Origin of the sequence: Arthrobacter oryzae, from assembly GCF_003634095.1 — a bacterium.
GTDB classification, from domain to species: Bacteria; Actinomycetota; Actinomycetes; order Actinomycetales; family Micrococcaceae; genus Arthrobacter; species Arthrobacter oryzae.
This window is the reverse complement of record NZ_RBIR01000001.1, coordinates 535,163-556,109: the sequence shown is the minus strand read 5'-3', so window position 1 is coordinate 556,109 and position 20,947 is coordinate 535,163. Positions and strand designations below refer to the sequence as shown.

Sequence of the window (20,947 nt, the reverse complement as noted above, 5' to 3'; positions counted from 1 at the left end):
ACATGACCGCAACCGTTTTCCCCGGCGACTTCAACGGCGACGCCAAGGCGGACCTCCTTGCCCGTGACGCCACCGGCGCGCTCTGGCTCTACCCCGGCAACGGCAACAGCGGCCTGCAACCACGCATCAAGGTCGGTATCGGCTGGAACATCATGACGTCGATCCTCGGCGCCGGTGATTTCAACGGCGACGGCGCCGCGGATGTGCTCGCCCGCGACACGACCGGTGCGCTCTGGCTTTACCCCGGCACCGGTAAAGGCGGCTGGCTCCCCCGCACCAAAGTCGGCATCGGATGGAATACCATGACCGTGCTCATAGCACCGCGTGACTTCAACGGTGACGGCCATCCCGACCTGCTCGCCCGCGATGCCGCCGGTGCGCTCTGGCTTTACCCCGGCACCGGTAAAGGCGGCTGGCTCCCCCGCACCAAAGTCGGCATCGGGTGGAACAGCATGGCGGCGATCTTCGGGGCGGGGGACTTCAACGGCGACGGCACCATGGACACCTTCGCCCGCGACACGACCGGCACGCTCTGGCTCTACCCCGGCAACGGCAAAGGCGGCTGGCGCCCCCGCACCAGCCTCGGCAAAGACAACGTCCTCCCATCGATGTGATTCCTCGGACGGCAGCCTGGACGCTCAATATGGGGCACGCACCCCATTTCGCGAGCACGCTTCACGAGTCTCGTGTGGCTGTCGGGCGGGACAATACCGTGCAGTAAACCATTGAGCTTGTGCGCTCCTGTACCCTGAATGACGGCTGACCCGCGACCATCCGCTCAGGGCCGCAGCCTTGGGAATCGACGCCGGTAACCGCGGCGAGGACCCACGACGCGCGTAGACTCGTTTTATGGCCGGTACAGCGGGCCGCCCGCCATCGTTTCGTTCCCGGCGCCAACTCCTGGCACCAGGATCCGGCGTGGGCAGGCACCGGATCGCCAGAGGGTTGGCGTTGCTCACACTGGGACTTCTGACGCTCGTGCTGGCAGATTGCACCTCACCGGCGGCCAGCCCGTCCACCACCCCCACCCCCACGTGGTCGCTGGCCGCATTGGGTGATTCCATCCCGGCGGGCACCGCCTGCGATTGCACGCCTTACCCGCAACTGCGCGCCTCGGACTTGTCGCTACCGGGCGGACCCGCGGTCACGGCCTCAAACGAGGCGGTCGCCGGATTCATCAGCGTCGACGTTCTTGACCAGCTGAGCAGCGCAAGCGCTCCGATCGACGCGGTCAAGGCGGCGCGCCTGGTGGAGATCGAAGTGGGGGCGAACGACGTCGCGCCTTCCAGCTCGTGCGGAACCGACGCCGCCTGCTACCAGCCCAAGATCACGGACCTCAACGTGAACCTGCACAACATCGTGCACCGCGTACACGAACTCACCGCCGGCCATGCCGTGACGGTAGTCCTGCTGGACTACTGGAGCGTCTGGCTCGGCGGCCAGTACGCACACCAGCAGGGCCAGGCCTACGTGGACGCGGCGGCTAGCGTCACCGACAAGGTCAACACGGTGATCCGGGAAGTTGCAGCGCAGACCGGGTCGGCGTACGTCGACCTGCGCGCGGCGTTCAAAGGCCCCGACTACGCCTACGACGAAACCCATTACCTGGCCACCGACGGCATACATCCCAACGCCGCCGGCCACCAGCAGATCGCCGCTGCCCTTGGTGAGGAAGCGCAGAAACGGATGCAGCCGTAAGGGCTCCTCCATCCGGCCGGGCAACGGCGAACAGTTCGCCGTCTCTTAGTGGAAATCACGAGGCCTACGCCTAGAACCACATGGATGACAGCCGGGTGTGGGTCGCCCCGACCGTCATGCGCTACCTCAAAGATTGGATGACCGGGACACTCAAAGTCTGAGGAGCACGATGCCGACGGTATCGTCGGACAGTTGGAGAATCCCAGCGGACGACGACGGCGGCTCGCGTGCGATGCGTCAACCGATCAGTGACTCAGGGTGATTGCCCTGCGCCGGACGTGTTCCAACCGCGCGCCGAAGCCTGTTGGCACGTGATCTGGCAATTCATCGATTGGGAACCACCGGACGTCGTCGCTTTCGTCGCTCACGGCGATCTCGACATTAGGGTCGATGGTTGCAGCGTATCCAACATCCCAGTGGGCGGTGCATGAGAATCCCGCGTGCAGATCGTGCCGGTCAAGATCAACGATCGCAGTAGAGAGCAGGACAAGGTCGCCAATTCCGGACTCCTCGCGGGCCTCCCTTTGCGCTGCTTCTGCCACCGATGCGTCCTTCGACTCGATGTGACCGCCGAACTGCACCCAAAACTGCCCCTTGCGATGGAAGCACAGAAGAACACGATCGAATGCGGGCGAGAAGACGAAGCAGGACCCCGTGACATGCTCCGGGCCGCCGTCGCGACGCAACGCCGCGTCCCCGGCAAAGGTCACGAACCGTAGATAAGCGTCTCGCGAACCTGACTGAGGAACTTCCTGGAGGCTGGTGAGCAGATCGTTAAGGGGCATGCTGCCATCTTGGCGCACAAGACAACGAACAACTCAATGCCACGACAAAGGGACCGGTGTCGGTTGTCGAATCGCGCCCGTTAGACGGTCGATCAGCGTGCCGCGGAAGCCTACCGTCACGTTCCGCGCGGTTGCTGTCCTGGGCTGTAACTCGCGTAACAAATGGCGGCCCTTTCGCAGCGCTATTTCTCACCCTTCAGCACCTGAGGGGATCCTTTACCGGAGACTCCAACGGGTAGCTCAGGTCCTAAATGCTTGGGTTTCTGGCCGGTCTTTAGCTTCGGCCTGTTCCTACTGCCAATCATTCAGCTCGTCCGGTTGGCCTGCTCCGAGTAGTGGGCAAGGTTACTGCAGGCGGCCGCGGAGGTTGTCCTGGCCATAACTGCAGTCGTTCTCGCCCTAGTGATCCCCACACCTGACGGCTCACGGTCCTCGCCCCTGACCTACGCAGGAGGAGCGGCAACCGCAGGCCTGATGATGGCGTATTGGGCGTGGGGACTGCCGCGCCGATCTTCCCGGACACGGCAGTTCGATAAGGGGGCTGTTGTCTAAGCACCTGCTCACGCTGCGTGTTAGCCGACCCTTGACCGGGGGCTCACAGGGCGATAAATGGGAGACTAAAAGAGTGATTAGTACTCTGAACTTACCCGTTATCCTCAGCGCTAAGACTCGGGAACTCACGCTGCGCAGGGCTGCCGACAACGACCTCACGGCACTGATGCTCCTTCTCGCGGACGACCCAATCAGCGCAACGAGGGGTGACAAGGCCAGCGCTTCGGATGCCGCCGCGTACCGGTCTGCATTGACTGCGATCGTTTCAGACCCCTCCAACGACCTACTCGTGGTCGTGAACGAGACAGACAAGCCCCTGGCGACCATGCAGCTCACACGGATACCTGGCATGGCCCGACGAGGGTCGACTCGGCTTCTGATAGAAGCCGTTCGAGTCCGCAGCGACAACAGGTCAAGCGGCATCGGATCAGCAATGATGCGGTGGGTTACTGGAAGTGCAGCCCCCGCCCTTGAGGCGTCGCTTGTGCAGCTCACCTCTGACGAGGCACGTCAGGACGCACATCGCTTTTATGAGCGTTTGGGATTCGTTGGATCGCACCGTGGCTTCAAATACAGGGTGGGCTGAAGCTGACCATCGTCGGATGCGCAGTAGCCGATCCCGCACCGGACACTAGTTGTTGCCCGGCCGATGAAAACCGTTTGCAGTCTGTGAGTATCTGGTAGGGGGGCCATCCAGCGTGCTTGTGGAAGGATGCCAGAATGACACACGAGGGAACGCTAATCGGAACAATCCGAGCCTTGTACCGCTACCCCGTCAAATCGACCGCCGGTCAGGTGCTGCGTGTCGCCAACGTAACGGCGGGTGGGCTGCAGCACGATCGGAAGTGGGCCATCTACACCGAAGACGGGGGCATCGCCAGCGGAAAACGTACCCGGCGTTTTCGTCCCGTCCCCGGGCTGATGCAATGGTCCTCCCGTGTCGAAGACGAACACGACGTCCCAATACTGGTAAGCCCCGACGGCGCCCGGTTCCGCGCCGATGATGCCGCAGCCTCGCATGAGCTCTCCGAAGTCTTTAACCAGCAGTTGATATTGCGCCCCGAAACAACAATCCAGCACCACGATGAGACTCCACTGCACCTGGTGACAACGTCCTCCCTGGCAGCGCTCGCCGACCTGTCAGGACTACCGGTGGACGAGCGTCGATTCCGAGCCAACATCATCATCGACACCGGGACCGAGCCGGTTTTCCAGGAAGATCATTGGATAGGCGCCGAACTGGTCATCGGAGACGAGGTCCGCGTACAACTTGGCCACGGCATGCCCCGCTGCGTGATGGTCGACCAGCCTCAACGCGGAGTCCCCGCCGAACCGAAAACCCTTAAACTGCTCGGCACACACCACAACACGAATCTAGGTTTGCAGGCCCACACGATCCGTACCGGGATGGTTCGCATCGGCGACAGCGTCGTCCTCCGCGGTCCGGAGGTGCCGACAATCTCGAAGAAGCTGGATCAAAGCACCGACAGAATGCCCATGCGGTAGGACGCGTCCGGTGGGGCCCCAGCGTGCCGATGAGGAAGCGATATCAGGAATGCCGCGAGGCTGCTATTCGGGTATGTCCTGGAAGTACTGCACGACGTCGTAGTTACCAATGAGCCTTGCCAATCCGACCGGTGTCTGCCCGCTCGCGTTGACGTGCAGCGGATCAGCAGCGTGGGAGCGGAGCAGGCCAATCAGCTCACCCCGCCCTTTGGAGTTGAAGACGGCGACCCAAAGTGGTGTGTTGCCGAAGACGTTCTCCGCGTCGACTCGTGCTCCTGCATCGAGCAGGGAGGCAGCCGCCGTATGGGCGAATTCCTGGGCTGCGAGATGAAGCGGTGTGAAGCCTGGGCGGTCCACCACGTCAGGCAATGCTCCCTCGGCAAGCAACCGTGCTATTGCCCCGGGATCGTCTTCCAGTGCCGCGTAGTGGAGGGGAGAACGGCCGGCGGGGTCCACCCGCTGCCTCGGCTCGTTGTCCACGTTCATTTCTTGCTCTCGATAGCGCCCAGGCGGGTGCGCACTTCCGCTGGTCTGAAGTCAAAACCGCTCGCCCGAGCACCTGTCCAATTGAGGCCCACGAGAATCCCGTCACTCTCAAGGCCGTCTATCCAGCGAGTGCGCCACACTTCCACGGGGATGGCCATCGGTTCGAATCCCCCGTAGACGGGGACATCCGCGATAACGCGCTCTGCCCTGCTCCGAAGGGACCAGAAAGGCATGCTGCGATCACCATCCCCGTTGAGCGGTGCCGGGAGGCCACCTGCATCCCGGATCCCCCACACCTCACCGTTCTTGACGATCTCGTCGTAGAAGACGGTTGCATGCGCTGCGCTGACACTCATTCCGACAGCCTATGTCGCAAGGCAGGCCAGCAAGCAGCCTACGAAGCCCTCATAGGTGCCTGGCCGTGGATGATCCGCCATCAAATAGGCCCAATACGGAGAAGATTGGCAATCATTGACTTCATGGGATCATTTACGATCACGAGCCCCCGCTGTCGATCGCACGCGACCTTTGGCGGTTGGGCGAGCCCGGTCCTGCCCACGCGCTGTGCGCTTGAGCGCCGAGGAGGCCGTCGACGTCGGGATCTGAGCCGGTGACCTGGAACAATACGGCCAAGCACGTGCTATCTGGCCCGACGGCCCGAGCGGCGTCACTTCCGCGCTGTTGCTAGCAGCCGTTGAGTATCTCGAAGGTTCCATGCGCCCATGCGCCAGACGCCGCCGCCTTCCCGAGAAGCGTTTGCCCCCGGAGCTTCAAGCCAGCGAAGCGGACCTCTGGCCCGCGCTCACTCCAGTAGCCCACGCACTGGATCATCGACGACTCGAGACCCGACAATAAGCCAGCCATCCCGAACAGCTTGTGTCCTAGATTTCGGGTGCGTCCGACCATGGACGCCCTTCGATCATGATGAGCTTGTACTCGTCACGTGCGGGATTGTGTGTCACGAGATCAATCACGTTCGGCTCATGGATTCCGGCCAAGTCAGCGCTCCTATCGGTTGAAGATGGGAATGGCATTGACGCAAACCGGTCTGGCCCGGAAGCATCAAGGGGCCACGCGCAGCCTACTCCCGAACGGCAAGATCGTAACGGCGCATCCCAAATCGTGGTCCGGTCAAGGATCCTTCGCCGTGCAGTGGTGCCCCACTGAGGACGGCTTGTCACCCCGTCGGTCCGGGAGATGCCGGGCCGGCGGTAACCCGATCGCCGATGCCGCGCCGTTTACGCCAAACCGGTCGGGCGGCGACGTGTGGCACCGTCGTGGTGGTGCAATCCCCCGGCCGGCGCACGCTCGCACCGTGGGATGACTTGACTCCCATCGGGCGGCCCGTAGACTCGGCCAATGCTTGGTTCTGGGGGAACAAGAACAGTCCACGGCTTTGCGGCGCTCTTTATCAGTACACTTTTGGCCGGGAGCCTGGCCGGCTGCTCATACGAGGACGAGGGAAGGCCGCCGCCAACGTCAGCAGGGGTCAGTCCACGACCTGTATACACCGTCCCCGCGAAGGATCCGGCAGTGGTGGCCGTGGAAGCCCGCAACTACACTGAGCTGGGACAGCGACTGGCAAAGGCGCCGGGCAGAGTGCTGCTGGGCGGCTCCGGCCCCGCAGACGGTCCGAGTATCGGCTTCCTAAGAGCCGCAACCGTGAAGACCGCCGGCCCGTACACCGTCACCCTGGCCTGCGTCGGCATCTCTCACGCCCGGATCTTCCTCACCCAGCGGACCGTGGGCGGAGTAGATGACAAGACCTTCGAGATCGACTGCACTGCGACCCAGACTCGCACCGTGCAACTGCAAGAGGGATACATCGGCGCCCAGCTCCTGCGCCATGATTACAACGGCGCCTGGACAGGTGCGGTTGCCGGCATCAAAATCACGGGCCCTTAGGGCCGCCGAGGCAGCCCAGTCTGACCGATACGTTTCCGGAGCGCCACCAACCCGGCCGGGTGCTGTTTTACGCCGTCATTTATCCCTGTCTGTTGAAGAGTTTCCTGAGCCGGGAGGGGCCTATTTGTTGATGGGCTTGTTGAGGTCGAGGCTGATGGTCTGGCCGGGGGCGAACTCATCCAGGGAGGGGGCGAGGTCGTACCAGGCCCCTGCGCCGCCGGTGAGCGGGCGGTTCGCTGATCTCAGATCTGTGACACCGAAACGGAGCGCTACCTGAATCTCGGTGTCCCCGGGTGCGGTGGTGTAGGTCAGCGGGATCCCGGCCGCGTCGGCGGTGAAGGAGCCCCGGGCGCCGTCGATCTTGAGTTCACCGGGTATCAGCCTCACCCTGGTGCCTGCGGGGATGTGCCGGTCCGTGGCCAGGGACGGGTTGTATTGCAGCAGCTGTGCGGTGCTGCAGCGGAATATGTAGCCCAGACTGTCGAGGGAGTCGCCGTCCACGGTGGTGTAGAAGATGGTCTTACCGAATGAATTGTTGACGCTGGCTCCGGTGCCGGACCGGCTGTCGACCGGGTTCTTCTGCAGCCGCAGGTGCTTCCCGGCGAGGAGAAAATAGACGCCGCCCTTCTCGTAGGTGATGGCGACCTTGTTCGCTTCTGCCAGCTGCTCGTCGGTCAGTCCGAACCGGTATGTGATCCCGCCGATGGTGTCGTTGGGTGCAACAACGTAGCTGATGGGGATGCCCTTGGCGTCGACGACGGCTGTTCCCTTCGCGCCGATGATCGGACCGGGGGCGGGGATGAGGCGAAGTCTTATCCCCGTTGCCAGGGTTCCCTCGTGGTCGAGATCGTTGAACTCAGCAAGCTTTGCATCGGAGAGCCGGAAGGAATGGGCCACCATCTCAGTCGTGTCCCCGGCGAGGGTCGTGTAGAAGTCCGCATTGCCGAACGAGTCGGACACCACCGGCCCCAGCGCCGACCGTATTCCGACGTCGGCCCCGGCGGCCCTCGCTGTCCCGGTTGGAGTGCCGATCTCTGAGGGGACCGGTTGCGGAGACGGTCCGTCGTAGGAGCACGCAGCCAGTCCTCCCGAGAGCAGGACGGCGATTGTTGCGAACTTCCAACCCCTGTTCAGTGCTGTTCCTTGCTGCGTTTCCACGGTCCCCCTGTTTCTTGTGCGGCTGTTTACGAACATGCGTAGACCGCCGATCTCATCCATGTATTGCTCCGCCCGGGCTGCTTCCCGAGGTCATTCAGTCCCCCTGGCGCATATGTGCTGCTGGCCTCGACTAGATGCGGCAGCCGTTCCGCTTCCTCTTTGGCAGCCTGACTGATCGCGAAGAAGTCCGCCCGCTGCAGGTACTCCTCACCCGGTTTCCGGATGACCCGACCCAGGTACGGGTCGCGCTGCTCCAGCTCTTTGAGTTTGTTCCTCAGCGTGGTGTAACCGGCCTTCTGCTCCGCCCGGACTTTGACCGCAACCCAGTTGATCAGCACGATCACCGGAATCACGACCAGGCCCATGGCCGCCACGATGGAATTGGTGAACCACGACTGCGGAATCCCGAGCACGTTGAGTGCCGGGGTGGTGCATTGAACCCTCAGAGCCACGGTGGTGCACCAATAGCGCAACCTCAGCAGCGCGAAGGCCGTACGTCCTTTAATCAGGCCGCCGCTGCGGATCTCATTCATCGTGGTTCAACTCCCCCAAGCCGGCCCGCAACGGATTCGGCAACGGATTCGACCGCTTAAAGACCGTCCCCATCTAGACGATGGCTGATGCGATCACCGAAAAAATCACGGGAACCCCGACGACGATCACCGGCCAGTTCCATGTGGATACAACAACCTCGCTCGTGGAGGCGAATCCGGCATGGCGCGCATCCTGCCACGCGGCGACGATGGCATCGCGTCCGGTCTTCATCTCAGGCTGGCTGATGCGTTCATTGCTCGGAAGCATGGTGTATGGACGAGTCTTCAGGTCTCTGACATTCTGAAATCCAGAGCCGAAAGCGGACGGCGGGGTCGGGGCGCCCCAGCTCACGTACTTCTTCCCGGCTGCCCAGATAGCTGTGGTGTAACTGACTTCGATGTCCCGGACGGTCCCGAACGGTATCTGGTGGTCGCGCAGACCATTGATCACCCCAAACCCGGAGCCGTCGACGCGCAGGCACGGCCGCCACTGGGATGTGTAAACGCACCAGGACAGCAGACCCAGCCATGGCGCAGCGTGTATCGCGGCACTGGTAGCGCCTGCAACCAGCAACCACACCAGCGTGCCGACGGCGAATAACCACACGACTGCTGCCACCGGACGAGCCGATGCCGACCGGTGCGTTACGGCCGGCAACGCCGTCACCTGACGACCTGAGCCGTTGTCCGGCTGTCCCTTAACCGAGCCCTCATTTGATGTCTGCAATGGTCCCCCTCCATGCCCGGACACCCGCCCGGATGAAAGAAATCTATCCTAAGAATCATCCAGTACGCCTCCGATTATTCACGCCGGCCGTCCGACGGTTCGAGGGCGTTGAGCCAGCCGATCTGCTGGCCGATGCCCCAACCCTTCACCGGACGAATACCGCCCAAGGCTGTCCGGTTGAGGATCCTTCAGCGGGCGCGTGCGACGAAGACCATGAAGGATGCCTCCGGTGTGAATGATGTGCGAACCCAGTCCTGGTACACGGCATCCACCTCAAAGCCGACTGCTGCCAGCTGCCGGCCAAAGGCGTCAGCGTGGCGGAAAGCGAAGCGCGCCGTCTCGGTTACGCTTTCACCGGTTCGCAGGAACTGGTTGTGGAACCTGGCCGTTACGATGCCATCGTCGGGTTCGGACACGTCTGCCCACTCGACGAGCGGCCCATGTGGGGTGTCGCGGCGAGAGCGTTCCTGTGACCCCCAGGTTTCCCAAGCACGGGCTGTGGGGTTCCTGCTGTCGAAGGCGAGCACTCCACCTGTTCGCAGATGAGCGCGAAGGTCCCGCAACGTGCGTTGCCACTCCGGATCAAGGATGTGCTGGACAACGTTGCCGGTCAGCACCGCGACATCGAATTGCTTGGGAGGGATGGCGCGACTGTCGCCCAGGATCCAGTCCACGGTATCCGCTCCTTGTCGACGTCGCGAGAAAGCAAGCATCGTCTCCGATGGGTCTATTCCAACAACAGTGCGTCCCTCTCGGGCGAAAGTAGCTGTCAGGATGCCAGTCCCGCACCCGATGTCGAGTATGGACTTCACCTCGTAATCGTCAGCTACCGAGCGGTAGAAGTCGTGGTCCGGTCCATCCGGATTGTCTTGGTCATACAGGTCAACCAACCTGGCGTCGTAATCGCTCACAGCTAGACCCTACTCACTAGCACCATGCATCCGGAGGTGCTGCCCGTAAGCCGGTTCTGCCCCAGGAACACGGCGGGGTAGCATGACGGCATGCCTGACCGGGACGATACCGAAGAGCCGCTTCAGTCGCTGCCTCCTGGGATGGCCCGGAGATATGCAGAGTACAAGCCTGCCCCGGATAAGCCCTCGCCTGCACCAACCAATGTTGGGGGCTATGACGGGCTCCTCAACTACTGCCGGGGGAAAGAGGTGGCCCTTCCCCGCTCGCGCGAGGGCCTTGTCGTAATTGATGCCTTGATTGAGCACCCGGAGGCCAAGGGGGACCTAACGGGACTCGCTAGGGCCATTGGCATGTTCTACGGAGACGTTCTTACTCACATCATCCCGGGAGCCCACTGGGAAGTTGTCGAAGAGGGCTTCCCAACGGTCCGGATAAGCAGGAACACAAGCGTTTCGGTTATCCATGTGGCTCAACGACGGCTTGATGTGGGATTGCCGACCCTAGCGATGAATTACGACCACGCAATCGACCTCATTGACGGAGACAGGCTCCGAGGCAACTGAGGCACTTTGATGTCTGGGAACACCCGCTAGGCAGCGCGGGCGCACGGCAAGTCGGACCTGATAAGCGCGCCCGGTGAAGGATCCCTCACCGGTCAGGTAGACCAAGGAGGGGTTTACTCGTCCAGTGGTAGGGGAAAGTGACATGGATTGGGTCGCTTGCATGCCGTTACCCACGGATATCATCCTCGAGCGGAATCTTGACCGTCACATCGTCAAAGTAGCCAGAGTGTCTTACCGGTGATCCCGGATCAAGGGGGAGGTGATTGCGCCCATTTCGCGGGGGTCAACCTCGGGATGGGTAGTTGCCCAAGCATGAAGCGCGTCAACATAGTTGGAAATCGGTCCGCCCGGGTCAGGCACACGGTCCGCTTCAGCCTGCAATGCACGGATAGTGGCCCACAACTCCTGACCTCGATCGGAGCCGACCGCCGCCAAAAATCGCTCCTTCTCTGACAGCACAGCCTCCCCGCGCCGGAGCATCGCGTCGTGATGGTACTGATAACAAGCCTCGGAGTAGGCCCTCAACGCTCCACTGAGTTCTTCGTCGACCACGCCCCATAGTTACATGCGCCTCCGGACTCCGTGAAGCGATGGCTGCTCTACCCGTCGGTGTCGCAGAGTCCCGACGAGGCTAACGCTTCAAGATGATCCTGCAAAACTTATCCAATCTGCAGACGCCGCAGCGGGCCCGGCAGGTCCGTCCCGTAAGCCGGTCCCCCACCGCGACACCCTCGGCCCGATCCCCCGCCGCGAAAAAGCCCATACAGATGCTGGAATCCGAAATTCGCGTATACCCCGCCCGCAAAACTGTCTCGCTTCGATCGACAGAATCCCGCGTCGCACAACCGCCCGGGATTAAGCGTCATGCTTCCGTCTTCGTTCGCCCGAATAGGAGTGCTCGTGATCTCCGCCGGCATGGGCAATGGCCGCGAGCACCAGCTCCAGCTTCTCCCCGTCGGCAAGGCGCGCCGAGTGGTCCTGAACCGGGTTCCTGTAGGGAGGCTTCGTTCTCTTTCCCTCGGGGCAACGGCCGGAGTGATCGAGATTGCGAAGCCCAAGTCCCGGAAAGCGCGATCCTCCCTGGCCGCTTCTGTGACACCAAAGCGGCAGGAGATACCTGAGTGACAATTGTTGCAATTGGTGCGACACTCTGTCATGACGTGATGACAGGTTTTGTCAACACGGATCTTGTTGATCCTCAGGGAGATTTTGTGAAGAAGCTTCTTAGTGTCTCAGGGACATTACTACTGTTGGTGGGTGCGCTCTCATCGGTCGCCCCGGCGGCAGTAGCCCAGCCTGCTCCGTCCGCGAATTGGCATGCGAAGAGAGTCTGCGCCGACGTCCCTAGCGGTTACGCATCGTGCTTTGCGCTGAAACTTGTCGATGACTCAGCCACAGCAAACGCAGCACAGGGTGGGCATGTCCAGCCCGCATCCACCACGCCACCGTCCACCGGCAAGACCCCTACTGATATTCAGGGCGCCTACAACATCGCGGGCCTCAACCCGGGCGGGCGCACCGTGGCCATCGTGGACGCCTACGGTTATCCGAACCTTGAGCGCGACCTCGGCGTTTACCGCTCCCAGTTTGGTCTGCCGGCGTGCACGGTCAGCAACCAGTGCCTCACCATCATGAATCAGACCGGCGGCAGCAAGCTTCCCCAGTTCAACTCGGGCTGGGCCGACGAAACGGCCTTGGACGTCGACGCCGTCTCCGCCGCATGCCCGGGCTGCAAGATCCTCGTTGTCCAGGCGTCAACTGCCAGCATGGCCAATCTCGGAACGGCTGTAGCTACGGCAGCCAAGCAGCCGGGAGTCGCAGCGATCTCCAACAGCTACGGCGGCGGCGACTCCGCTGACTCCAGCTACGGCGCCTACTACAACCACCCCGGCATCGCCGTGACGGCATCCACTGGTGACAATGGCTACACCGGATCGTCCTACCCCGCCTCATCGAGTTACGTCACAGCGGTGGGTGGCACGTCTTTGGTCAAGGACACGAGTGCCCGCGGGTGGAGCGAGTCTGCATGGTCCGGCTCGGGATCCGGATGCTCCACCGTCAATGCGGCGCTGCCGGCAGCGGCCTCATTCGGCACGGGTTGCAGTAAGCGCGCCTCTGCAGACGTCTCCGCCGTCGCAGATCCGCAGACCGGATTGTCCGTCTATGCGCCGACCAGCAGCACCGCATCGTCCTGGTCCCAGTACGGAGGCACCAGCCTGTCCTCGCCCCTGATCGCCGCTATGTATGCACTTTCCGGCAACACGGGCAACTCCTCCACGCTGGCCAACTCGCTCCCCTATTCAAATACCGGCAATTTCAACGATGTCGCGTCAGGTTCCACGGGCAGCTGCCCTGCAACGCAGTGGTGCCTCGCCGGCACTGGCTGGGACGGACCCACCGGCGTCGGCTCGCCAAACGGGGTCGCAGGTCTCTGACCGCAATCCGCAATCGCCGCAGGGATGGCCGGCAGCCCACGGCTGCCGGCCATCCCTGCAGTTGCTATCTTGACGTGCAACGGCCGTTGTTGAGCCGCCGCCGTCGAGAGCTTGCACCATCCCGAGTGACTTGGCGACGTCGTTCATCCTTCGACCACGTGCTCGCGTCGCACCTGGCGGAGCAGATCAAGTTCGGGCCGCCCTGAGACACGCCAACGGACTTCTGATCCAACCGGGGATAGACATCGTTCCTTGGCATAGACCTGCACCCACCCCGCTGATTCATAAAACGGCACGACCTCCCGCCGACATCCGAGAAAGCCTAAGTCGACGCCGCTCTCACCAGGCATCACCGTCTGGGCGTGTCGGTACCTGGTCCCCCGGAATAGAGACGCAGTAGGGCAAAGGGTGTCGGGAGGCTGGACGGCTTGTCTCAGACGCTAGTCTTCAGCTCATGACGCTGGCAATTCCTCTGGCCTTCTGCGCACTGCTCGGCATCCTCGCCGTCTTCCAGGTGCTGCTCATCATCGGGCTTCCCCTCGGCCGTTTCGCCTGGGGCGGCAAAGACGAAGTCCTTCCGGCGCGGCTGCGCGTGGGCAGCGCCGTTTCAATCCTGATCTACGCCGCCTTTGCAGCCGTGGCCCTTGACAGGTCCGGGTTGGTTACGGTCCTGCCAGCGCCAGCGGATGTGGTGGCGATGTGGGTAATTGCGGCCTACCTGTTGCTGAGTGTCCTGCCCAACCTTGCGTCAAAGAGCAGGGACGAACGACGGCTCATGGTCCCGGCGTCATTGGTGCTGGCGGGTCTAGCTTTCGCCACCGCCTTGGGGTGGTAGCCATGAGGAAACGCCAGGTGACTCGAGGTGTTATCCCCCTCGGCATAACTGGTCGCCCGGCATAATCGTGTCAAGTATTTCCGGCCCAGGAAGGACCGGGGCCATCCAAACGTGTCATAGTCAGTCATCGGGATTTGGAGGATCTCATGGGGATTTTGAGGGCAACCCGGGTGTTGATACCGGCGCTACCGTGGTCCGCCGTCGGTGACGGTGCGGGACCCGCGAGGGGCGACACGGATTTCATTGTGATGAATGGCGGAATATTCGAGTACACGCCTTCCCCCGAGTCCCTGGTCGGCGACGCTGAATACGATGCGCGGACAGAAGTCATCATCGACAGGGCAGGCAGCCGTTATCCGCTGCTCCGCGATAAACATGGGAACCTCAAGCTCGCGCCTCCCTCGGGGACAGCGGATATTGGATGGCTGCGGGAGGCCTGGGAAACCGCCCAGCAAAAGGAGCCTTGGAGATACCCTCTGGAACGGGTGATGCCGGACTCGGACGCAGAATTTCTGGCGTCCCTCTTCGAAATGCTCGAAGAAACAGCCACCGGCGCCGCCGAAGGGTGGACCTGGAAGGTGCGCCAGCCCGGTCGGACACTCCATCTTCAATCCCTGGATGAGGTCAATGAGCTGCTGCTCAAAGCCAGAGACCTCCCGGACACGATCGTGCAGGATCCCTACCAACACCTCTACCGGCCGCACCGAATGCTCACCGGCACCCTCGCCCTGACCCACCGGCACTACCTTGTGTACCGGGAAGAATTCCCGGAACAGATCCCCGACACCTGACCCTCCGCCGGCGCCCGGGCTTCAACGCTCGCTTCCACTCAATTGCCCCACCTCTCCTGCAACTGCTCAGATGCTGCAGGGATCACTGGCAGTCAGCGATGGCAAGATTGGCCCGCTTGGCACTCCGCAATGGGCCCCATCGAGAAAGGCTTTTCTGCACGGGTAACGCCCGTGCAGGCCGCTTCCTTACCAAGGCAGGGGCAGGCGGAAACGAGCGCGTATATGAGTCCGGCATCATTGCCCCCAATGACTGTCGTGGGCATCATGGAAAAAGCACTCAGCCGGGACCTAGACAGGGAGAAAGCCATGAAAGCTGTTCAGTTCACCGAGTATGGCGGCCCGGAAGTCCTGAAGGTCGTCGACATCGAAGAACCCCATGCCCGCGCCGGTCAGATCCGCATCGCCGTTCGTGCCGCAGGCGTGAACGCCATCGACTGGAAGATCCGCAGCGGGGCGCTGGCAGCTCTGATGCCGATCGATTTCCCCGCCGGCGTCGGGATGGACGCCTCGGGTGTCGTGGACGAGGTCGGTGATGGTGTGGACGGAGTCGCCGTCGGCGACGAAGTCTTCGGCGCCGCCGCCACAGGTGCCGCGGCGCAGTACGCCGTACTGGCCGAGTGGGCGAAGAAGCCCGAGAGGCTGTCCTTCGAAGAGGCCGCCGGATACCCTATGGCGACCGAAACAGCGCGCCGGGCGTTGAACCTGCTGCCCTTGGAGCCGGGTCAGACTCTCCTCGTCAACGGAGCCGCAGGCGGCGTCGGACTGGCCGCAGTGCAGTTTGCCCTCGCTGCAGGCGCCACTGTGATCGGCACCGCCAGCGACGGGCACCACGAGTACCTGCGCTCCCTGGGCGCCAGCCCGACGACGTACGGTCCCGGCCTGGTCGGCCGTGTGCGGGAACTCGCCCCGCAGGGCATCGATGTCGCCTTCGACGCGGTGGGCTCCGGCATCCTCCCGGAGCTTATTGAGCTCACGGGCAGTGCCGGGAAGGTCATCACCATCGCTGACAGCACGGCGGCCAAGTACGGCGTGCGGTTCACCGGCGGCCGGGGGCCAGGCCATGCACCGGAAGCCCGCGCTGAAGCAGCAGCACTGTTCGAGCAAGGAAAGTTCCGACTGCCAGTCGCGGAAACGTTCCCGTTGGAAAATGTCGGGGCCGCACAAACAAAAAGCCAAGAAGGCCACGTGCTCGGCAAGTTCATCGTGACCCTCAGCTGACACGGAACCCGGAGGACATCACCACCCGTCACTGAGCGGTTCATCTGGCACACGATGGGCTCCCGGCCGGAGCGAGAAGAAGGTTGGCGGAAGCCATCATCGAAGCGGAAGGCTCTTAGGCGGCAACTAGGTGTGGTACTGGCCGGCACGGCTGTTCACGGTCTGAATGTGGCACGACCGGGCACTCAGGTGCAGGTCCGCGACCACAGTATTCCCGGAATGAACGCTCCGCAGGCCACGCACGGCCGCCTCGGCTGCCGGGACAGATACCAAGGCGCCCAGCACAGCGCAGGCGACGGTATGGAGTGCGACGAAAAACATGGGGGCGCGCGTGCGGAGCCGGTTCACAAGGCCGGGGTGCTGGCTTTCCTGGGGTTTGGTTCGCGCCGGGCTGGTCTCGCTACTTTGAGGACGCTGTTTGGGCCCAGTGTCGCTCGGTAGGCAGTCGCAGCCGAGCTGCGATCGGGATTTCCAGTGAATCTGCATGTCAGTGGCACTTTCGCTGAACCTTTCCCCCGCGTACTCTGTTGCCCGGGGCTACGACTTTGATCCATTCAGCCCTGTCCGGTTCCGCACCATGCGAGGCACGGACCTTACTCGGGGGATTCTCACTTGAAAACACCTTTCGCGGGCGTGCCCAAAGCCCTGCCTTCCATCATCACTGTCCTGGGCCTGATCGTCCTTGGCCTGGCATCGGCACCGGTCTCTTCCGCCGCCGTCCCGGCTGTGACCCCGGCTGTGACTTCTCAGGACAGCGGCGGTCTCCACGACGTCTGCTCCGCCAGCCAGCCGCTCCAGATGGCCTGCACCGCGATCCTGAACCGGAACGTCCGTGCCCAGCCGTTCACCACAACAGCGCCCCCTCAGGGCTACGGGCCGGCTGAGCTGCGTTCGGCCTACAACGTGCCGGCGGTGTCACTGGCCGCGCCGCGCACGGTCGCCGTCGCCGTGGCGTTCGACGCCCCGACCCTCGAAGCTGACCTGGGCGTCTACCGGGCCAAGTTCGGCCTGCCCGCATGTACCAGCGCGAACGGCTGCTTCCAGAAGGTCAACCAGACCGGCGCGGCCTCCCCGCTTCCGGCGGTCAACACCGGATGGGCACAGGAAGCGTCCCTGGACGTCGACATGGTCTCCGCCGCCTGCCCGGGCTGCAGGATCCTCGTGGTCGAAGCGAACTCCGACCTCCTCAATGACCTTGGCCCGTCCGTGAACACGGCGGTCAGCATGGGAGCCGTCGCCGTCAGCAACAGCTACGGCGCCGCCGAGTCGGCCGGTCTGAACAACTTCGACCCGTACTACACCCACCCGGGCGTGGCCATCACGGTCGCCGCGGGCGACTCCGGCTACGGGGCCGAATACCCCGCATCCTCCCCGGTAGTCACCGCCGTCGGCGGAACCAGCCTGAGCCGCAGCAGCCTGCCCGGACGCGGCTGGGCAGAAACCGTCTGGGGCGCAGCCGGAAGCACCACGGGTGCCGGAAGCGGCTGCTCGACCTACTCAACGAAACCCGCCTGGCAGAAGGACACCGGGTGTGCGAACCGGACCGTGGCGGACATTTCCGCCGTCGCCGATCCCCGGACCGGCCTGGCTGTGTATGACAGCACTCCGGACAGCAACACCAGCGGCTGGCTCGTCATGGGCGGCACCAGTGCCTCGGCACCGTTCATCGCCGGGCTCTCCGCTCTTGCCGGCGCCCTGGCCCCGACAAGCACCAGCAACCCCGCCAGCTACGCCTACGCCCTGCCGTCGGCACTCAACGACGTCACCACAGGCGCCACCAACCTCTGCCTGCCCCATTACCTGTGCACGGGCAGCTACGGCTACGACGGCCCGACCGGCATGGGTACTCCGAACGGGTTGGGCGCGCTCACGAACATGAACTCAGTGTTCACCGCGATGCAGAGCGATCCGACGAACAGCTGGCTCGGAGCTGCCACACACGCCATCACCTGCGCGGCGGACGGCGGCTGCTCGCAGTCCTTCATTGGCGGCAACGCCTACTGGTCCGCAGCCACCGGCGCGGTACCTGTTGACCCGAAGATCGAAACGCTGTGGAACAACGCCGGCGGCGCCACCGGCCAGTACGGCTACCCGGTCAATGCACCGGTCACCGACTCCACCGGCACCGTCACCCAGCAGTTCCGGAACGGCATGCTCACAACCGGCACGCCGCCGGTGAGCGGTTCGATCGCCACCGAATGGAACGCCGCCGGCGGTGCATCCGGCCCGCTCGGCAACCCGACCGGCGCGGAGATCACCCTGCCCAGCGGTGGCAGCTACCAGCAGTTCGAGAATGGAAGGATCTACCAGTCCGCCGCGACCGGCGCCCACAAGTTCGTGAACCTCTCTGAGGTGTACAACCGGTGGACGGGTTCGGGCGCCGAAGCGGGTCCGCTGGGCTACCCGACCACTGATCTGACGACCGGCCTGGCCAACGGCGGCTCGTCCCAGGAATTCCAGAACGGCGGGATCTTCACCTCCCCGAGATCCATAGCGGTGATCGTCAAGGGCGGCATCCGAAGCGTCTGGCAGAAGTTCGGTGCCCAGGACGGCAAGATGGGCTACCCGACCTCCGAGGAGATCCCCGGCTACAAGGGTGGCGTGTACCAGTCCTACCAGGGTGGTGCCATCTATTGGACGCCGGCCACCGGGGCGCACATGTCCACCGGCGGCATCCGCGCCGACTGGCAGTCGTTTGCGGCCGAGAACGGCCCGCTGGGCTACCCGACCACCGATGAGATCAGCGGACTCGTCAATGGCGGCGTCTACCAGTCCTATCAGGGCGGTGCCATCTACTACTCGCCGGCCAGCGGAGCGCACATGAGCACCGGCGGCATCCGTAGTGTCTGGGGCCAGTACGGCTATGAGCGCGGAAAGATGGGCTACCCGACCACTGATGAGGTCTCCCTCAACAACGGCGGTGTCTACCAGGGGTACCAGGGCGGTGCCATCTACTACTCGCCGGCCAGCGGAGCGCACATGTCCACCGGCGGCATCCGCTCAGCCTGGGGCCGGTTGGGCTATGAGCGCGGGAAGATGGGATACCCCACCTCTGATGAGATCGGTGGCCTCATCAACGGCGGCGTCTACCAGAGGTACCAGGGTGGCGCGATCTACTGGGCACCGGCCACCGGAGCACACAGCTCCACCGGGGCAATCCGCGCAGCGTGGGCACGGCTCGGCTACGAGCGCGGCAAGCTGGGCTACCCGACGTCGGACGAGTACGCGATCAGCGGCGGCGTCCGACAGATCTACCAGGGTGGATATATCGACTACAGCTACCGGTACGGTGTCCAGGTCCACCTCGGTGGCTGAACTCCCTCGCCCGCGGGGCTGGCGGTGGGCACGGCTGCACCCAGATCGGCGGCTCCGTCGTCTGCAACTAAACCCGCCTGATCCCGGTGTGGCCCTGGCCACCTGACCGGGCGGGAATACCTGCTGAAGCACCACCGCTGAACGGCAGCCGGCCTCAAGCCCGCTTTGGCTGAGTTAACCACCACGGAAGGACCCCGGACCGATCATCGGTCCGGGGTCCTTCTTCGTATGAGGGGCGAGCCAGGTGGCACCCGCACTGGACTATCTGTTCTTGCCCCTGAGGATCAGCATGAGATTGCGGCCTACGCGGACTTCTTCGGGGGTCTGGGACGCCACCAGGTCGACGGCGTAGTGGTGGATGTCTGCGAGCTTGTCGCCACTTGCGGGGCGGAGTTCTGTTGTTGTCACCGGAGAACTCTGACAGCCCAACCTTGACACAACCTGTGGACTGGACGAAGTTCCAGCACAATACAGCCCCCGCCTCCGAAGAACCGAATGGTATTCATGGTTCGTTCAGAAGAAGTGACGGCTAAATACACCATCCGTTCACCTCGACCGGATCCCCCGGGATCCCGATTCGCTTATTACCGTCTGGTGGCTGCGCCCAGCCATGCGGGCGGTTGGGACTCGTTGCTGTGCCACTCTGAGGGGACGGTCCCTGGACGGAGTACGTCGTTGAGCCAGTAGGTCTCGTCAGGGTTCCAGCCCGCGAAAACCGTGCCGGACTGACCGACGGGGAGGTATCTCCCGGCGGTCGTGAGATAACCGGAGACGGTGAGGTGAACGCCGTCGTAGTCCGCGGCAACGGCTGACCAGTCGGGGATCAGCCATGACCCGTCCACCCCCGTAGTTCGCCACCAGTCGTGGCGCTTCGCAAGGCTGACGTCCAGCGGGTACCGGGCCACAAGGGCCGTCCACGCCGCCGGCCCCGATATTTCGTAAATACGCGACCCTGAGGCCGGTGCGAGCGGCCGGACCATGGCGCGCTTCCATCCGAGGCTGTCTTCGACCAGCATCAGTTTCATGGCCCCAGCCCGGTGATGCTCCTGGTAGTTGTCACCAGATCAGACAGGGCCGGCGTGGACCACCACCGTCCGCTCCAGAGAGCTGCCGGATCCCTTGGACGGTCCGCTGCCTGACGTTCGTCTGCGAGAGTAGAGGCTTTCCAGCGGGCCAGCTTTTCACCGGCACCAGTGAAGCTGGGCGGTTGCAGCTGTTGTCCATCAGTCCATTGCACGAAACATTGCCGGTCCAGAGCCACCGAGTTTGGGCGCAGCCAGGCCGCCAGTGAACCTGACAGCAAAGCGGCAGCGGGGCCCAGGGCCGTCACGACGGGACGCTGCAGGAGCAACTCGTCAGTCTCGTCGGGTTCCTGCCAGTAACGGGCGGAATTAACTGCCTCCGCGAGCCCGGCCAGCAGAAGGGCACCTCCGGCGGATTCCGCCACCGCAATTGCATGAGCGCTGCCGAGGGCGCGGGCTAGTTCATCCATAAGCCCCTGATCACCGGGGGCCATTGCAGATTCAAA

At 63.4% G+C, this 20,947-nt stretch carries 20 protein-coding genes; 11 read left to right on the top strand and 9 right to left on the bottom strand.

Annotated features, from left to right (window positions below):
* Nucleotides 1-2: 2 nt before the first annotated feature.
* On the top strand, nt 3-614 hold the full coding sequence (locus C8D78_RS02675) for an FG-GAP repeat domain-containing protein (protein ID WP_120950671.1): 612 nt from the start codon (nt 3-5) through the stop codon (nt 612-614).
* A gap of 235 nt (nt 615-849) precedes the next feature.
* The gene (locus tag C8D78_RS02670; RefSeq protein WP_120950309.1) at nt 850-1,698 is read left to right on the top strand and encodes an SGNH/GDSL hydrolase family protein; all 849 of its coding nucleotides are present in this window, start codon (nt 850-852) and stop codon (nt 1,696-1,698) included.
* 245 nt (nt 1,699-1,943) lie between these two features.
* Here the strand turns inward: C8D78_RS02670 and C8D78_RS02665 are convergent, their stop codons facing one another.
* The gene (locus C8D78_RS02665) at nt 1,944-2,483 is read right to left on the bottom strand and encodes an NUDIX hydrolase (protein WP_120950308.1); all 540 of its coding nucleotides are present in this window, start codon (nt 2,481-2,483) and stop codon (nt 1,944-1,946) included.
* A 718-nt stretch (nt 2,484-3,201) separates the two neighbouring features.
* Between C8D78_RS02665 and C8D78_RS02660 the strand changes: the two genes are divergently transcribed.
* Together C8D78_RS02660 and C8D78_RS02655 are read left to right on the top strand one after the other, a co-directional pair.
* Nucleotides 3,202-3,621, top strand: coding sequence for a GNAT family N-acetyltransferase (locus tag C8D78_RS02660; RefSeq protein WP_341867107.1), 420 nt, complete (start codon nt 3,202-3,204; stop codon nt 3,619-3,621).
* 134 nt (nt 3,622-3,755) lie between these two features.
* Complete coding sequence (locus C8D78_RS02655; protein ID WP_120950306.1) at nt 3,756-4,541, top strand: MOSC domain-containing protein; 786 nt, start codon at nt 3,756-3,758, stop codon at nt 4,539-4,541.
* Between the two features lie 63 nt (nt 4,542-4,604).
* Here C8D78_RS02655 and C8D78_RS02650 read toward each other — a convergent pair whose 3' ends face one another.
* Together C8D78_RS02650 and C8D78_RS02645 are read right to left on the bottom strand one after the other, a co-directional pair.
* Nucleotides 4,605-5,021: an ankyrin repeat domain-containing protein gene (locus C8D78_RS02650; RefSeq protein ID WP_244208209.1), complete on the bottom strand. Its 417-nt coding sequence runs from the start codon at nt 5,019-5,021 to the stop codon at nt 4,605-4,607.
* Nucleotides 5,022-5,023: 2 nt separating this feature from the next.
* Nucleotides 5,024-5,383 carry a DUF2750 domain-containing protein gene (locus C8D78_RS02645; RefSeq protein ID WP_120950304.1) on the bottom strand — a complete coding sequence of 120 codons (360 nt, stop codon included), beginning with the start codon at nt 5,381-5,383 and terminating at the stop codon, nt 5,024-5,026.
* A gap of 1,177 nt (nt 5,384-6,560) precedes the next feature.
* Between C8D78_RS02645 and C8D78_RS02635 the strand changes: the two genes are divergently transcribed.
* Nucleotides 6,561-6,932 (top strand): hypothetical protein, encoded by a 372-nt coding sequence (locus tag C8D78_RS02635; RefSeq protein WP_244208208.1) that lies wholly within the window; start codon nt 6,561-6,563, stop codon nt 6,930-6,932.
* Nucleotides 6,933-7,052: 120 nt separating this feature from the next.
* Here the strand turns inward: C8D78_RS02635 and C8D78_RS02630 are convergent, their stop codons facing one another.
* The 4 genes from C8D78_RS02630 to C8D78_RS02615 form a co-directional block, all read right to left on the bottom strand.
* On the bottom strand, nt 7,053-8,090 hold the full coding sequence (locus C8D78_RS02630; RefSeq protein ID WP_167467836.1) for a LysM peptidoglycan-binding domain-containing protein: 1,038 nt from the start codon (nt 8,088-8,090) through the stop codon (nt 7,053-7,055).
* Between the two features lie 26 nt (nt 8,091-8,116).
* Entirely contained in the window at nt 8,117-8,623 is a 507-nt protein-coding gene (locus C8D78_RS02625) for a hypothetical protein (RefSeq protein ID WP_120950300.1), read from the bottom strand.
* 73 nt (nt 8,624-8,696) lie between these two features.
* The gene (locus tag C8D78_RS19560) at nt 8,697-9,350 is read right to left on the bottom strand and encodes a hypothetical protein (protein ID WP_208641849.1); all 654 of its coding nucleotides are present in this window, start codon (nt 9,348-9,350) and stop codon (nt 8,697-8,699) included.
* Between the two features lie 188 nt (nt 9,351-9,538).
* Nucleotides 9,539-10,261 carry a class I SAM-dependent methyltransferase gene (locus tag C8D78_RS02615; RefSeq protein WP_120950298.1) on the bottom strand — a complete coding sequence of 241 codons (723 nt, stop codon included), beginning with the start codon at nt 10,259-10,261 and terminating at the stop codon, nt 9,539-9,541.
* 90 nt (nt 10,262-10,351) lie between these two features.
* On the opposite strand from C8D78_RS02615, the gene C8D78_RS02610 reads away from it, so the two are divergent.
* From C8D78_RS02610 to C8D78_RS02575, 6 genes are all read left to right on the top strand, one after another.
* Nucleotides 10,352-10,825 (top strand): DUF6278 family protein, encoded by a 474-nt coding sequence (locus C8D78_RS02610; RefSeq protein WP_120950297.1) that lies wholly within the window; start codon nt 10,352-10,354, stop codon nt 10,823-10,825.
* Between the two features lie 1,211 nt (nt 10,826-12,036).
* Nucleotides 12,037-13,260, top strand: coding sequence for a S53 family peptidase (locus tag C8D78_RS02600; RefSeq protein WP_120950670.1), 1,224 nt, complete (start codon nt 12,037-12,039; stop codon nt 13,258-13,260).
* Between the two features lie 454 nt (nt 13,261-13,714).
* Complete coding sequence (locus tag C8D78_RS02595) at nt 13,715-14,095, top strand: hypothetical protein (RefSeq protein WP_120950295.1); 381 nt, start codon at nt 13,715-13,717, stop codon at nt 14,093-14,095.
* Between the two features lie 248 nt (nt 14,096-14,343).
* Nucleotides 14,344-14,886 (top strand): hypothetical protein, encoded by a 543-nt coding sequence (locus C8D78_RS02590; protein ID WP_120950294.1) that lies wholly within the window; start codon nt 14,344-14,346, stop codon nt 14,884-14,886.
* 306 nt (nt 14,887-15,192) lie between these two features.
* Complete coding sequence (locus C8D78_RS02585) at nt 15,193-16,104, top strand: NADP-dependent oxidoreductase (protein WP_120950669.1); 912 nt, start codon at nt 15,193-15,195, stop codon at nt 16,102-16,104.
* Nucleotides 16,105-16,716: 612 nt separating this feature from the next.
* Nucleotides 16,717-19,419 carry a hypothetical protein gene (locus C8D78_RS02575; protein WP_147429529.1) on the top strand — a complete coding sequence of 901 codons (2,703 nt, stop codon included), beginning with the start codon at nt 16,717-16,719 and terminating at the stop codon, nt 19,417-19,419.
* Nucleotides 19,420-19,680: 261 nt separating this feature from the next.
* Here the strand turns inward: C8D78_RS02575 and C8D78_RS19645 are convergent, their stop codons facing one another.
* Nucleotides 19,681-19,827, bottom strand: coding sequence for a hypothetical protein (locus C8D78_RS19645; protein WP_167467835.1), 147 nt, complete (start codon nt 19,825-19,827; stop codon nt 19,681-19,683).
* A gap of 176 nt (nt 19,828-20,003) precedes the next feature.
* Nucleotides 20,004-20,444, bottom strand: coding sequence for a hypothetical protein (locus C8D78_RS02570; protein WP_120950291.1), 441 nt, complete (start codon nt 20,442-20,444; stop codon nt 20,004-20,006).
* Nucleotides 20,445-20,947: the final 503 nt, after the last annotated feature.

Bases quoted from the DNA above. Each gene is read 5' to 3' on its own strand.
- C8D78_RS02675 (WP_120950671.1), top strand. From the start codon at position 3: ATGACCGCAACCGTTTTCCCCGGCGACTTCAACGGCGACGCCAAGGCG.
- C8D78_RS02670 (WP_120950309.1), top strand. From the start codon at position 850: ATGGCCGGTACAGCGGGCCGCCCGCCATCGTTTCGTTCCCGGCGCCAA.
- C8D78_RS02665 (WP_120950308.1), bottom strand. From the start codon at position 2,483: ATGCCCCTTAACGATCTGCTCACCAGCCTCCAGGAAGTTCCTCAGTCA.
- C8D78_RS02660 (WP_341867107.1), top strand. From the start codon at position 3,202: ATGCTCCTTCTCGCGGACGACCCAATCAGCGCAACGAGGGGTGACAAG.
- C8D78_RS02655 (WP_120950306.1), top strand. From the start codon at position 3,756: ATGACACACGAGGGAACGCTAATCGGAACAATCCGAGCCTTGTACCGC.
- C8D78_RS02645 (WP_120950304.1), bottom strand. From the start codon at position 5,383: ATGAGTGTCAGCGCAGCGCATGCAACCGTCTTCTACGACGAGATCGTC.
- C8D78_RS02625 (WP_120950300.1), bottom strand. From the start codon at position 8,623: ATGAATGAGATCCGCAGCGGCGGCCTGATTAAAGGACGTACGGCCTTC.
- C8D78_RS02610 (WP_120950297.1), top strand. From the start codon at position 10,352: ATGCCTGACCGGGACGATACCGAAGAGCCGCTTCAGTCGCTGCCTCCT.
- C8D78_RS02595 (WP_120950295.1), top strand. From the start codon at position 13,715: ATGACGCTGGCAATTCCTCTGGCCTTCTGCGCACTGCTCGGCATCCTC.
- C8D78_RS02590 (WP_120950294.1), top strand. From the start codon at position 14,344: ATGAATGGCGGAATATTCGAGTACACGCCTTCCCCCGAGTCCCTGGTC.
- C8D78_RS02585 (WP_120950669.1), top strand. From the start codon at position 15,193: ATGAAAGCTGTTCAGTTCACCGAGTATGGCGGCCCGGAAGTCCTGAAG.
- C8D78_RS02570 (WP_120950291.1), bottom strand. From the start codon at position 20,444: ATGAAACTGATGCTGGTCGAAGACAGCCTCGGATGGAAGCGCGCCATG.